This is a genomic window from Paenibacillus sp. FSL P2-0089 (genome assembly GCF_038595095.1).
GTDB lineage: Bacteria > Bacillota > Bacilli > Paenibacillales > Paenibacillaceae > Paenibacillus_AQ > Paenibacillus_AQ silagei.
On sequence record NZ_CP152006.1, the window covers coordinates 4,392,303 to 4,404,325 of the forward strand.

The 12,023-nt window shown below is 51.0% G+C and carries 17 protein-coding genes; 3 read left to right on the plus strand and 14 right to left on the minus strand.

Features of this window, described 5'->3' with window-relative positions:
* Positions 1-19 precede the first annotated feature (19 nt).
* Entirely contained in the window at positions 20-559 is a 540-nt protein-coding gene (locus tag NST69_RS18405) for a DUF3888 domain-containing protein (RefSeq protein ID WP_342546779.1), read from the minus strand.
* A gap of 166 nt (positions 560-725) precedes the next feature.
* Here NST69_RS18405 and NST69_RS18410 point away from each other — a divergent pair, with 166 nt between their 5' ends.
* Both NST69_RS18410 and NST69_RS18415 read left to right on the plus strand, forming a co-directional pair.
* Positions 726-1,244: a hypothetical protein gene (locus NST69_RS18410; RefSeq protein WP_342546781.1), complete on the plus strand. Its 519-nt coding sequence runs from the start codon at positions 726-728 to the stop codon at positions 1,242-1,244.
* Between the two features lie 86 nt (positions 1,245-1,330).
* The gene (locus tag NST69_RS18415; protein ID WP_342550193.1) at positions 1,331-1,855 is read left to right on the plus strand and encodes a GNAT family protein; all 525 of its coding nucleotides are present in this window, start codon (positions 1,331-1,333) and stop codon (positions 1,853-1,855) included.
* 92 nt (positions 1,856-1,947) lie between these two features.
* On the opposite strand, the gene NST69_RS18420 is transcribed toward NST69_RS18415, so the two are convergent.
* From NST69_RS18420 to NST69_RS18445, 6 genes are all read right to left on the minus strand, one after another.
* Positions 1,948-2,760: an ABC transporter permease gene (locus NST69_RS18420; protein WP_036733200.1), complete on the minus strand. Its 813-nt coding sequence runs from the start codon at positions 2,758-2,760 to the stop codon at positions 1,948-1,950.
* Positions 2,757-3,779 (minus strand): ATP-binding cassette domain-containing protein, encoded by a 1,023-nt coding sequence (locus tag NST69_RS18425; RefSeq protein WP_051478741.1) that lies wholly within the window; start codon positions 3,777-3,779, stop codon positions 2,757-2,759. The genes NST69_RS18420 and NST69_RS18425 overlap by 4 nt, the downstream gene beginning before the upstream one ends.
* A 181-nt stretch (positions 3,780-3,960) precedes the next feature.
* Positions 3,961-4,392 carry a hypothetical protein gene (locus tag NST69_RS18430; protein WP_342546784.1) on the minus strand — a complete coding sequence of 144 codons (432 nt, stop codon included), beginning with the start codon at positions 4,390-4,392 and terminating at the stop codon, positions 3,961-3,963.
* A gap of 153 nt (positions 4,393-4,545) precedes the next feature.
* Positions 4,546-5,388, minus strand: coding sequence for a GNAT family N-acetyltransferase (locus NST69_RS18435; protein ID WP_342546785.1), 843 nt, complete (start codon positions 5,386-5,388; stop codon positions 4,546-4,548).
* A gap of 115 nt (positions 5,389-5,503) precedes the next feature.
* Positions 5,504-6,124, minus strand: coding sequence for a DUF2185 domain-containing protein (locus NST69_RS18440; protein WP_339249183.1), 621 nt, complete (start codon positions 6,122-6,124; stop codon positions 5,504-5,506).
* A 107-nt stretch (positions 6,125-6,231) separates the two neighbouring features.
* Positions 6,232-7,113: an AraC family transcriptional regulator gene (locus NST69_RS18445; RefSeq protein ID WP_342546786.1), complete on the minus strand. Its 882-nt coding sequence runs from the start codon at positions 7,111-7,113 to the stop codon at positions 6,232-6,234.
* A gap of 191 nt (positions 7,114-7,304) precedes the next feature.
* Here NST69_RS18445 and NST69_RS18450 point away from each other — a divergent pair, with 191 nt between their 5' ends.
* Positions 7,305-7,838, plus strand: a complete 534-nt coding sequence (locus tag NST69_RS18450) for a CDP-alcohol phosphatidyltransferase family protein (RefSeq protein WP_342546787.1) — start codon at positions 7,305-7,307, stop codon at positions 7,836-7,838.
* On the opposite strand, the gene NST69_RS18455 is transcribed toward NST69_RS18450, so the two are convergent.
* The 7 genes from NST69_RS18455 to NST69_RS18485 all read right to left on the minus strand — a co-directional run bounded on the left by NST69_RS18455 (position 7,839) and on the right by NST69_RS18485 (position 11,956).
* Positions 7,839-8,351, minus strand: coding sequence for a DNA topology modulation protein (locus tag NST69_RS18455; protein WP_036733314.1), 513 nt, complete (start codon positions 8,349-8,351; stop codon positions 7,839-7,841). It lies immediately after the preceding gene.
* A 38-nt stretch (positions 8,352-8,389) separates the two neighbouring features.
* Positions 8,390-9,133, minus strand: a complete 744-nt coding sequence (locus NST69_RS18460; protein WP_036733192.1) for an N-acetylmuramoyl-L-alanine amidase — start codon at positions 9,131-9,133, stop codon at positions 8,390-8,392.
* A gap of 78 nt (positions 9,134-9,211) precedes the next feature.
* Positions 9,212-9,568, minus strand: coding sequence for a multidrug efflux SMR transporter (locus NST69_RS18465; protein ID WP_036733189.1), 357 nt, complete (start codon positions 9,566-9,568; stop codon positions 9,212-9,214).
* A 2-nt stretch (positions 9,569-9,570) separates the two neighbouring features.
* Positions 9,571-9,894 (minus strand): multidrug efflux SMR transporter, encoded by a 324-nt coding sequence (locus NST69_RS18470; protein ID WP_036733186.1) that lies wholly within the window; start codon positions 9,892-9,894, stop codon positions 9,571-9,573.
* A 13-nt stretch (positions 9,895-9,907) separates the two neighbouring features.
* A complete protein-coding gene (locus NST69_RS18475) occupies positions 9,908-10,441 on the minus strand; it encodes a TetR/AcrR family transcriptional regulator (RefSeq protein WP_342546790.1) in 534 nt (177 codons plus the stop codon).
* 127 nt (positions 10,442-10,568) lie between these two features.
* A complete protein-coding gene (locus NST69_RS18480) occupies positions 10,569-11,705 on the minus strand; it encodes an SGNH/GDSL hydrolase family protein (RefSeq protein ID WP_342546791.1) in 1,137 nt (378 codons plus the stop codon).
* The gene (locus NST69_RS18485; RefSeq protein WP_036733179.1) at positions 11,702-11,956 is read right to left on the minus strand and encodes a hypothetical protein; all 255 of its coding nucleotides are present in this window, start codon (positions 11,954-11,956) and stop codon (positions 11,702-11,704) included. The genes NST69_RS18480 and NST69_RS18485 overlap by 4 nt, the downstream gene beginning before the upstream one ends.
* Between the last annotated feature and the right edge of the window lie 67 nt (positions 11,957-12,023).

A 12,023-nucleotide genomic window follows, 5' to 3' on the forward strand; every position in this document is an offset into this window, starting at 1 on the left:
TTACACCTTTTCCTTTATTCTATATTCTCGTCATATTATAAAGGCTAACGCGCCACAACTCCAGAAGGTTTGTAAAAAAAGCCGCTTCATTTGTATCTTTTCTCAACATATCCAGGTAATTTGGCGGAAAACCGTGTACCTCCGGTCCCTTTATATGCTTATACTCTACAAGCTCAACTTGCGAAGATGAGATTCTATAAGTGAACAAATCCTCTCCCACACTGATATGTGGTCCGACTGTAGGGAAAGCCCTCAGTGTAATCCGAAAGCCAAAGCTGCGGAAACCGTTCACCCGCTCTATGTGTTCCACTTGAACCAAATACGGATAAAGTTGAGGACTTGTGATCAAAAGACTGAAATAAGCTGTCTTCAACCGATCATTCATATAGGGCAGCAATTGCAGCACAAGCATGTCTTGCAGTTGCAGCTCTCTGGAGTCAGCCTGCGGATTCTGTAAATGTGATGGCGGTTCTGCTGCGGTACATGGAGCCGGTGCAAGCCCGTCTGTTATAAGCGCGATAATTAGCAGTATGGTAATGACTCGTAGTGTTCTTTTCACCAGATTCTCCCCTTGGTCAATAGGTATAGTATTAATTTGTCTAAAGGGGGATGAAGTATGTAAAAGCATATATTATATTGGTTAGAGGGTATTCAAATAATATAGCTCATAACAAAAAAGTGACAATAGCACAACGGGAGAATCACATCATTATGTGGAGGTAAGGATGCGGGAGATTACAGGAATAGGAATTAGTGCCGTTAAATACGCAGTCCTAAATTTTGTTCTGGTCCTAACAAATTTATTGTTATATGCTTCAGGACCGGATGGGGGCGGAACCGGGGACCGTGAGGAAGGGATGATGTTCTATCAGATGTACTTCATCTGCCTGCTTGCGGGATTTGTCATCTATGGAGTATGGTCCGTTACAGCAGGCAGATATGAGAAAAAGACAAGAGGTCTAACTGCTATTCCTGTGTTATTATCCTCCGTTTGTATCACCAGTGTATTAATTTATGCTAACCGCAGGTACAAGAACCTGTATGATGGCGAGTTTGTGAATGACGCAGGGTCCAAGGTCCTGGCACTCTACGCCGATACTTCCCTGTACCTCGTATACTTCCTTCTGCTGTTCGCTGTTTGCATCAGCGTGCTTGGAATTGTTAAGCGGAACAAATTATCTATACTGGGGCTTTTGCTGAATCTATCGCTGCTAGTACTCTTAAACCTAATACAATTTGTATAAAACAATACTCTCCATTCTCGCGGAAATCATGGCATGCTACGATGAAGCTACGCTCATTTGGAATCATGGAGGTGTAGAGATTGTATATGCAACAAGGTAACTTGGTCATCCGGGATGCAACTGTAGCCGATGCAGAGCTGTTATGCAGCTGGTGGAACGACGGAGCAGTCATGGCACATGCCGGATTTCCTAAGGGCTTAGGAATTACTGAACAAGAGGTGTTAACCCAATTGCAGACCGGGAGAGACTCTGAACGGAAAGGCCGTTTGATTCTGGAAATCGATGGTGCTCCTGCAGGAGAAATGAGCTACAGTGCGGTTTCTGGACATGTGGCGGAGATGGGGATTAAAATCTGTGATTTCAATCAACAAAACAAAGGGGCAGGCACACAGTGTTTAGAAATGCTGATCCGTTATCTATTTGAAGCCCAGGGATTTCATAAGATTATACTGGATACAAACCTAAAGAACACCAGAGCACAGCATGTGTATGAGAAACTCGGCTTCCGTAAAATAGCGGTACGAAAGAATACCTGGGCAGATCAGGATGGGGAATTACAGACTTTTGTTGACTATGAGCTATCCCTAACGGAATGGACTCAAAATTCCTGAACGTGACTGGTCACATTGTGTTCGGTTTTTCGCATACAAAAAAACGCCAACAGATGCATCCCTGCATTCGTTGACGTCTTTCTGAACCAGACTTACGTCCGGCGCATATACGCACGCACGGTAATCGGAGCGAAGACCGCTACAATCACAGCGGCTCCGATCAGGGAGTAGACCAGATCACTACCTACCGTTCCATGGTTCACCAGTTCACGGACAGCAGTGACCAGATGTGAGATCGGATTGTTATTCACGAACCACTGAAGCCATTTCGGCATCGTATCAACCGGCACGAAGGCATTCGAGAGGAAGGTTAGCGGGAATAACACGATCATTGAGATCCCCTGAACACTGGATGCTGTGCGGGCGATCACACCGAAAAAGGCAAAGATCCAGCTGATGGCCCAGGAGCATCCGATGACCAGAACCGCCGCCAGGGCAACCCCGCCGATGCCGCCTTCCGGCCGCAAGCCCATGATGTAGCCCATTACGAAGGTGAGTACCGTAGCAATCGTGTAACGTATAGTATCTGCTAACAGTGCCCCTGCGAGAGGGGCAATCCGGGCAATCGGCAGCGATTTGAAGCGGTCGAACACCCCTTTTTCCATATCCTCCCGTAGCTGGACACCGGTAACGACGGAGGTCGTGATTACGGTCTGTACCAAGATTCCTGGAATAATTACCGGCAGATAACTTGCCACATCCCCGGCAATCGCCCCGCCGAAAATATACGTGAACATCAAGGTGAAAATAATCGGCTGAAATGTGACGTCAAACAATTGCTCCGGTGTACGCCGGATCTTGAGCAGTCCTCTGTAAGCCATCGTAAAGGAATTACGTACCACTTGGCCGAAGCTGGTATGGTTTTTCAAATTACGGTCTACACCCGGCTTAATTAAAGTACTCATGCTAATACTCCCTCCTTCTTCTGCGTACTATCCGGGACAAGCCCCGCATCTTCCTTGACGCCATGACCGGTTAGGGTCAGGAATACTTCATCCAGCGTTGGCTTCTGCACACTCATCTCAAGCAGCGGTATACTTGCTTCACGAAGTGCGATCAGCAGATCGGTTACCCGGTCCACGTTCCCCATCGGTGCGATAATTTTGGCTGCTTCTGCCGACAGGTTAGAGCGTACCTGAAGCACCTGCTCCACAATCTGCCGCGCCTTCAGCAACTGCTGTGGATGGACCACCTTCAGGTGAAGCGAGGAGTTGCCAACCGAGCTCTTGAGTTCATCAACTGTTCCCTCTGCGACCACCTTACCGGTATCAATCACGGCAATCCGGTCCGCCAGTTGATCCGCTTCTTCAAGATATTGGGTCGTCAGCAGGACCGTTGATCCCGTATTCACCAGCTTGCGGATCGTCTCCCACATCTGATTGCGCGTCCGGGGATCGAGCCCCGTTGTCGGCTCATCCAGGAAAATGAGCGGAGGCTGCGCAATTAGACTAGCCGCCAGATCCAGCCGCCGGCGCATCCCGCCGGAGAAATTCTTCAAGGGGCGCTTGGCGGCTTCCGTCAAGCCGAATTCCTCCAGCAGGTCAGAGGCCTTGCTGCGAGACTCCGCACGCCCCAGGCCATGCAGCCTGGAGAAGATGATCAGATTCTCAGTCGCGCTAAGCGACTCATCCACTGACGCATATTGACCCGTCACTCCGATTAACTGACGCACGATCTGCGGTTCTTTTGCCACATCATGTCCGAAGATACGCGCCGAACCTGCGTCAGGCCGAAGTAGGGTCGCCAGCATGCGAATTACGGTTGTCTTCCCGGCACCATTGGGACCCAGCACCCCATAGATCATTCCTGTGCCTACTTTGAGATCTACACCATCCACGGCCCGGTTGCTCCCGTAGATTTTGACCAATCCTTGCGCCTCAATGGCATAGCTGCCGCCCTGCCCTGCTGATTGTGTCTGCTTCATGCTTTATTCCTCCTTGATTGCTGATTCTATAAGGATAGTAACCGACATATTTAAACTGAATTTAAACCTCCTTCTACTCTGTCCGGTTGCTGTTTCCCTATCCCATTAAACCAAAAATCCGATCCTTTGGGATCGGACTTGCGGAGTACGCTTGCAGTCGTACCTCTATATGCAGTTCTCCTTAGTCATAGCCGCCTTCAGCTTCGGGCAATGCCTGGTACTCTTCTTTACCGGCTACGATGTCCGCAATGAAGGTCCGTAGCTCCAGCAGTTGCTCTGCATCTTCCGTGAGCTCACAATTCTCGCCGGACCAGGACCAGTTCCGTGTGAACCCGTTTACGGTGATCCTCCAGCTGTCTTCCTGGTAAGGGACCACCGCGCAGCCCTGTTTGAGGGACACAAGCTCCAGCTTCCCCATGATTCGGATGCCTCTCATCCGCTCATAGATGCTGCGCATTTCATCTTCGGTCAACGTAATATCCGCTGTGGCTGTTCCGTTCATGATCAGATCTTTTACCACGGTATCCTGATACGTATTGATCTCATTCTTGGTGACCTCCCCATACCCGTACCGGACGAGAAAATCGAAATCAGCAGGCATGTCTTCAGGCATCTCTCCCAATACCTCCGGCCGCTCAGGGGTAAGTTGTGTCTCCTTATTCGTGTTACAGCCAGCTATGAGCAGTACGACCAGCAGTAAGTAATATATGTGCTTCAGGTCGGTCCCCTCCACAAGTGAATTTTACAAAAAGTACAGCATCCATTCTTAGGTATTATAGTTGTAGGCGGCTAAATATTTCGCAATGACTTCCTTACTCTCATGCCACCACAGAATAGGAACTTCGCCAACCTTCACTAGACCTAACTTAGCGGCCAGATGATTGGAGCCAGTATTGCCGTTATCACAATCCCAATATATTGTTAGCTGCCGCTGACGGCTAAGCGCTATGAATTCTTGACACAGTCTGAACGCCAACCCTTGATTACGGTATTCCTTGTGCGTGATGATATCCGGTTCAATATAGCCGCCACCCACATAAAAAGTATTACAAGCGCTTACAAATCCGCTCTCATTCAAATAACAATAACCAAATGCCCTGTCGAGATAGGTCTCAGCCGAAGTCCACAGTAATCGGTAACTATCGTCCATCTCCTGAATGTAGCGTCCAAACAACTGCTCATCGATGCTAGTTAAAACAAATTCTCCAGAATCCTCCTGAATGTCAGCAGGAGCTTTAGCGTTACTGTTCATCTTATAATGTGTTCTACTGAGCTCCACTGTGTTGTCTTTCAAAGGTTCTTTCAGCACCGCAAGCCATTGACTGGAGGAGAAGTACAAATCATAGAAATTCGCGTGATTGGCCGGATTGGCTAAGAAATCAAGTATGCTTCGATTGAACTGCTCATCATCTTCCTGCCCGAACAGATAGTATTTTCCGCCTCGGCTTGCGACAAGCCCTGCAGTCGGCTGATCTAACTTATTCACAAATATTCTGCCTGGCTGATTAAGATCTATAACCCCATGAACAAATACAAAGATGAATTCTCCTTCTCTATGCGCTAAAAGATGCTTGATTCTACTATACTCACTAGACTGTAATTCAATCATTCTATTCCTTCCTCTCAGTTAATTACCTGTTATGTATATCTGCCCTTCCGCCCTTCTCCTAGTAAAAAAGGCCGGGGCCACAGTCACCTGTGTCCGCCAGCCTAGTATATCATGCCTACCGCCAATTCTTCACTTCTACCCACGCGGCACCCGGTCCGCTCCGTTCAAACGCTGTACCCACAGCTCCTTTAAAAGGCTCCAGCAAGCTCGGGTCCCGGTCGATCAGATCATACACATTCATGATGGCCGTATTCTTCGGGTCGCTCAGATAAGCGTTATCTTCTTCTCCGGTGAACAGCCGCCAGCCGCTGTCCTCCTCACGGGTAGGGGCCTCCCGGTACATCCAGCGCACACCGCTTCCTGGCGTCAGGCATTGCCTGGTGACCATACCCGCCTTCTCCCCGGCTTCGACCCATGCCGGATCTCCTTCTCTAAGAATCGTCTGGGCGATATGTCTGGGTTCGAACTCTACCGGATCTCCGAGCTGGAGCGACTGGATAACCCCCGGTGTATTGGTCAACAGCCCCGTGTACCGCCCGGTAACCGGATCTCTCCCGGTGATCTCGACCCACATCCGTTCAGCCCGTGGCTGCCCTTCAGCCGGTTGGGTCAACATGAAGTGCAGCCGCACCATTCTCCCCGTCCCCTGTGTCTCCCGTTCCTGTCTTGCAGGAATAAAGAACGACTCAGGATGTAGCCTGCTCGTCTCTTCCACATCTTCCAAAGTCCACTCCATGAAGTATGCCTCCTAGTTAGTTATACTAGACTACCATTACCCGATTGTAGGAGGCGCTATTCATTCTGACTGGAAGCCCCGTCCGCTCTGGATGAATACCTGCACCGTTAACGGCGCACTGCTTCCCGCACAGGAATCCATATTTCACTTTTAAAAGTTGGTGAGTGGGTATCCTTGCTTTCGTTCCACAGAAGCTCCGGCCCTTCGACCTGCTCGTAATTGGAAGAGGGGAACCATTCGGAGTAGATCCGGCCCCAGACATTCTGGAGCGTGCCCGGAAAGGGACCCACCACTTCGAACACGGCCCATGCAGACGCTGGAACCTCCAGCTTGGCGTAGGACGGCGGGCATTCCTGCGTGGTAGCCACTCCAATATAATGATCCAGCTCCCCCCGTTCCTCCATCCGGCCTTCGGAGAAATTCACCGACGAGCTGATTAGCCCTGACGGAACCATATCCGACAGCCCCTTCAGCTCCCCTATCATCTCCATGCTCAGACTCTGCCACATGGCCGCGATCTCCGGGTTCACCCCGCTGAACTGGATAGCTACCCTTTTCTTGAGTCCAACGATCCGAAAAGCCTCTTTCTCCTCAATGCGGTAATTCATTTCACTGCCTCCTCTAATGGTTAACTGAAAAGTCATTCGAGGAAAGGCCTTCAGGGGTGTCCCTGCCGTTCTTGCTTCTGAAGGCGTTACGCCATGAAGCTGCTGAAAGGCTTTTGTGAATGCATCCGGCGAAGTGTACCCGTACTCCAGGGCAACATCAATAATCCGGTGCTGGCTTCCCTGCAGCTTGAAGGCAGCCAGCGTAAGACGTCTGCGGCGGATATATTCCGAGAGCGGGATACCGGCCAGGAAGGAGAACATCCGTGTAAAATGATACTCCGAGCATAACGCGAAGCCCGCAGCCACTTTTATATCGATCTCGTCGTCCAGGTGCTCTTCAATGTAGAAGAGTGCAGCATTCATATCTTCCAGCAGGTTCATCGTGTCCCTCCCTTTCCTCCCCATCAGAGTAACAGCTACGCAGGAAATGCATCCGACAGTTCCTGCACCATATTAACGGGTACTTTCTTATTCAAGACAATCGGCAAATTTAGAGGCATAATGAAGCATAGAATATATACGAATAAGCTAGACAGGAAATCCCCATTACACGGTTAAAAAGGGAGGTTGCCATGAAGCTTGTCCCCAACTGCATCACGCTCAGCCGAATCGGGCTGGCTCTTCTGCTGCTGTACCTGGCGCCGCTGGGCACGGGCTTCACTTTAGTCTACCTCCTGTGCGGAATTACCGATATGCTGGATGGCCTTATTGCCCGAATGACCGGTACGGTTAGCAGCTTCGGTGCCAAGCTCGATTCCGTGGCCGATATGACGCTGGCAGGCACTGCACTCTATACCTTATATCCGTTCCTTGGTCTGACCCTCGGCCTCATCCTGTGGATCGCGCTGATTGCCGTCATCCGGGGAGCCTCCATCCTGACCGCTCTGCGCAAATTCAGCACCTACGGCAGCATTCATACCTACGGCAACAAGCTGGCCGGACTGCTGCTATTCCTTACACCTTTGCTGCTTCCCTATGTGAATCAGGCAATCTGGACAATAGTTGTATGCTTAGTAGCCACTCTATCAGCAATCGAGGAACTGATCCTGCTTCTGATCTCAAGTGAGCTGCAGTTGGACCTTAAGGGACTGTATGTGCGGCGCTGATTAGCATTCTGCAAAGCGATGAAGCAACTCCTTGACCTGCCGCCTTGTATTTACGATCAGCACTTGCTGGTGAGCTCCGGTCTGCTTGAGTCTCTCCAGGGTGACAGCACGGCTTCGTGCCTTATAGTTCCAGACCCATTTCACAAATGCCCAATCGAGCTTCTCCGGGCAGCCTTCGTTCATATCCGGTCTAGTCTGGTTATGGTACATAAGACGACGCTTCACAATCCGGTACATACACAATATCCGGGGTAAATCCAGAAAAATAATGACATCCGCACGCTTAATCCTTAGCTCCATGGTCCTTGAATAATTACCATCTATAATCCATTGCTCCTGGTCGGTGTATTGCCGCACCAGTTCGTCCCACTCTTCTTTTGGCTTAGGAACCCAGTCCGGGTTCCAGAAATGGGCATCCAGATGTACGACCGGCAGATGAAGAAGGCCGCCAAGCTGACGGGCCAGGGTAGACTTGCCTGATCCTCCTGATCCGAGAATTAAGATCCGGTTCATAAGCTTCTCCTTGTGCATTTTGACATCGTGGTGATCCATCACTCCAGCCCTAAATACTCTCTTATCCCATCTACAACAGCGGAGGACACGCTCTCTTGGAACCCGGAGGTCCACATCTTCGCCTCGTCACCGGGATTCGTTAAATAGCCCAGTTCCAGCAGCACCGACGGCATTACCGTATCGCGCAGAACGAAGTAATTCCCTTTCTTCACGCCGCGGTCTTTGAGACCGGTAGCTTGAATGACATGCTTATGTATAGTCTCGGCCCAAGCCAAGGATTCTTCATGATAATAAAAGGTTTCTGTACCCGATGCTGATGCCTCCTCATAGGTATTGCCATGAATGGAGATGAACAGGTCTGCGGCCAGGTTGTTGGCGAACTGGGGCCGGAACAGCTCTTGTGAGGAGATAAAAGCATCCCCGGTCCGGGTAAGCAGAATCTCAAGCTGCGGGTCCTGCTCCACCCGGGCTGCGATTTGCTCTGACAGGCTAAGATTGAAATCCTTCTCCAGGCGTCCACTGACGGAGACTGCCCCGGGATCTTCACCGCCGTGACCCGGATCTACCACAACCTTATAGACCTTGCCCAGGTAGGGCTGGCTGCTGCTCTGCGGTTGATCCGATCTGGCAGCATGCACATGGAGCGCTGCATCCTCAGCCGGACCTGCACTTAGGCTGGTATCGGCAATCCTCCCGCCAGAACCGCTGCCGGTGCCATCGCTACATGCCGCCAGCAGTAATAGGCTGAGCCATATGGCAGCTATCAGGTACATTTTCCTCATTCCGGTTGCTCCTTCTCGCTCACTTCCTACACGTTGCCTACTTCCATTTCAGCATACCGAAGGCTTGTTAAGCAAGACCTAATTCTCCGTAGCTTCAGGGGCGTTTTCCCCGCCAGCCTTATCCGGTGAATTCAGCAGCACCAGACCCCCGATAATAATCAGCAGACTAATGCCGGTGAGCAGATTGAACGGATCATTCCAGATCAGGATGCCGATCAGTGCTGTCAGCGCTGTCCCCACGCCAGACCAGATGGCATAAGCCAGGCTCAGAGGTATGGTGCGAAGACTGATCGATAAGCAGTAAAAAGCCAGGCCCATTCCAAGCACTACTCCGATCGACGGCAGCACACTGCTGAATCCATCGGAGAGCTTAAGCATAGTCGTACCGAAGATTTCTGAAATAATAGCGATGCTTAGCGCTAAGTAACCTCTCATCTCTACACCCCCGTTGACAGCTTCAGCAGAACCACACCGCCAATGATGAGGATTAAGCCTGCTATTTTTCGCACATTCAGACGTTCCTTATAGACCAGCACGCCAACCAATGCGGTTAACGCCGTTCCCACGCCAGACCAGATGGCATAAGCTGTCCCGAGAGGGATTTCTTTCAGCGCCAGTGACAGATTGAAGAACGCCAGGCCCATGCCAGCGACCACCGCAATGGAGGGAAGGAGCTTTTTGAACCCGTTGGATGCCTTAAGCATAGAGCTGCCGAAGACCTCACTCACAATGGCTAAGGATAGTAAAACATAAGCATTCAATGGGACTACCTCCTTAATGGATCATTTCATATAATTTCCGGATGACCTTATCACGCATATCATCGCTGATCTCGCCGATCCCGAATACCTCCGATAACCACAGGCCGTCTACAGCCAGCCGGACAATGGAGCCAATTACCGGGTCCAGCCCGTCATTCTCGATGTTCTCTTGCCAGACGGTATAATGCTTCCTTAATTCATCCAGCAATTCACCGTTTGTAAAAAGCGCTGCGTTAAGCGCAACATTCATGTCCTGCCCATCCTGATCGGCTTCTACGGTAGACTGCAAATAAGCACGGCTCCACTTCCCTTGCTCCCGTGTATCCTGGGCCGCCCTCTTCTGGACATCCGCAACAAAATCATTGGTGATGCCCGAAACCATACTGTAGATTAATGAGTCTTTATTCGGAAAATGGTGCAGCAAACCGCCCTTGCTCACTCCTGCTTCAGCAGCCACCGCTTCAAGTGTAAGCTTCTCAATTCCGCTATTCTTAACAATCGTTGAAGCTGCAGCCAGAATCAGACTGCGTTTGGAATTACTGTTCACAATCATCACCTCGTCATTTACGATACCGTCCAGACGGTTTGTTTGTCAAACAGATTGCAGCACAAAGCGCCCATCAGCTGATGAGCGCTCCCGCAACTTATACTGTTCAATGGATATGCCGTTACAGTTAAGACCCTGACAAAAGCCCCCGGATATAGCCGCTTAACTCCCCGGCAGTCTGCTCGTGCGCCGGCAGGCCCGGATGGGTTCGCGCTCCCATCGTTTCATTCGTCACATTCGGCAGCTGGAACACCGACACGTTCTTATCGCCTGTAGACCTCATGTATCCATCCACCGCGCGGTAGATCGCCGGCATCAGGGAGAGGCCAAGCATTCCATACACCCAGAGAAGATGCGCCCCGGGGTTATAGCCTCTCAGCTTCGCCAGGAACCTCGTAACCGCGGCCTCGAAGGCGGCCAGATCCTCCTCATGATAGCTTCCGTCTTCATTCAGCCGCTGCTTATAGATACGTCCGGTACTCTCATCCAGCCATTCGGGGGAGTTGAACGCACCGTCATCATTAGTACCCAGGTTAACTACCACCACATCCGGCTGCCAGGCCGCAAAATCATTCATCTTATGCGCACCAAGCGCTTCATTATGCGGGCCGGTCAGCAGACCGCAGACCTGCTCATAGATGTCAGGAATATTGCCCCCCGGGTTATTATCCCAACTGGAGAGCACGCCCCATCCGCTCTGTGAGATCACCCGGAATTCGGCCTGCACGGCCTCGGCAGTGATCGCTGTGTAGTTATGCACGCCACTGAACCAGGCGGGAATCCAGTCCTCTTCGCTCTTGGCACCAACGACGCCCTCACCTGAGGTGATACTGTCACCGATGAACTCCAGCCGGTACGGCTTCGCTTCAACAGGCAGGAAGCTGCCGTCTGTGCGGACCGCGTGGAACTGAAGATAGGCGCCGGGGTCGCCGCTCATCGCCTGGACCTCTTTTACAATCCGGATATTCTTCACCCGCTCAGGGTTCATCCCTCTGAATACGCAGATCCAGTGCCTTCCGGCATTCACCATCTGTCTGCTGACAGGAACGGAGTTGATCAGCACACTGATCCAGGATTCGTGATGATCGTAACCGGACTCTACTTCAAGCCACAGCTCGGAGGCCCGGAGGTTCACTTCTATCGCACTGCCCGTCCAGAATAACGTCAGGGGGTTAAGCGCTCCGGTCGTTCTGCCATGAATCTTCAGATGCTTGATCTCTGTCAAAGGCTGCACCTGTAACTGCAAATGGGAATTGCTGCTCATTCTGAACCCTCCTGTTTGCTGGCAATCGAGAAGCTGCGGACCTTCATCCACTTCCCGCCTACCCATTCGTCAACGGTGCCTTTCCGCGTTCTGACACAGAACTTATGCGAGGTACCGCGGTCAAAGCCCGTTGCTTCATATAACAGGTCCTCGCCCTGCTGTCCCTTGAAATACACCTGCTTCAGGCCGAGTCTGTTCAATAGTTCCTGCTTCACACTGTCTGTATATTGGCGCGAGAATTCTTTGGTCATTATTGTTCCTCCTGCTTCGTTTATCAACGGTTCAACTTCCCGGATGCTTCTTAGAGAATAACGTATA

What these genes read in the sequence shown, in the direction of transcription:
- NST69_RS18410 (WP_342546781.1), top strand. Translation starts at nt 726, where the DNA reads ATGCGGGAGATTACAGGAATAGGAATTAGTGCCGTTAAATACGCAGTC.
- NST69_RS18415 (WP_342550193.1), top strand. Translation starts at nt 1,331, where the DNA reads ATGCAACAAGGTAACTTGGTCATCCGGGATGCAACTGTAGCCGATGCA.
- NST69_RS18420 (WP_036733200.1), bottom strand. Translation starts at nt 2,760, where the DNA reads ATGAGTACTTTAATTAAGCCGGGTGTAGACCGTAATTTGAAAAACCAT.
- NST69_RS18425 (WP_051478741.1), bottom strand. Translation starts at nt 3,779, where the DNA reads ATGAAGCAGACACAATCAGCAGGGCAGGGCGGCAGCTATGCCATTGAG.
- NST69_RS18430 (WP_342546784.1), bottom strand. Translation starts at nt 4,392, where the DNA reads ATGCCTGAAGACATGCCTGCTGATTTCGATTTTCTCGTCCGGTACGGG.
- NST69_RS18435 (WP_342546785.1), bottom strand. Translation starts at nt 5,388, where the DNA reads ATGATTGAATTACAGTCTAGTGAGTATAGTAGAATCAAGCATCTTTTA.
- NST69_RS18440 (WP_339249183.1), bottom strand. Translation starts at nt 6,124, where the DNA reads ATGGAGTGGACTTTGGAAGATGTGGAAGAGACGAGCAGGCTACATCCT.
- NST69_RS18445 (WP_342546786.1), bottom strand. Translation starts at nt 7,113, where the DNA reads ATGAACCTGCTGGAAGATATGAATGCTGCACTCTTCTACATTGAAGAG.
- NST69_RS18450 (WP_342546787.1), top strand. Translation starts at nt 7,305, where the DNA reads ATGAAGCTTGTCCCCAACTGCATCACGCTCAGCCGAATCGGGCTGGCT.
- NST69_RS18455 (WP_036733314.1), bottom strand. Translation starts at nt 8,351, where the DNA reads ATGAACCGGATCTTAATTCTCGGATCAGGAGGATCAGGCAAGTCTACC.
- NST69_RS18460 (WP_036733192.1), bottom strand. Translation starts at nt 9,133, where the DNA reads ATGAGGAAAATGTACCTGATAGCTGCCATATGGCTCAGCCTATTACTG.
- NST69_RS18465 (WP_036733189.1), bottom strand. Translation starts at nt 9,568, where the DNA reads ATGAGAGGTTACTTAGCGCTAAGCATCGCTATTATTTCAGAAATCTTC.
- NST69_RS18480 (WP_342546791.1), bottom strand. Translation starts at nt 11,705, where the DNA reads ATGAGCAGCAATTCCCATTTGCAGTTACAGGTGCAGCCTTTGACAGAG.
- NST69_RS18485 (WP_036733179.1), bottom strand. Translation starts at nt 11,956, where the DNA reads ATGACCAAAGAATTCTCGCGCCAATATACAGACAGTGTGAAGCAGGAA.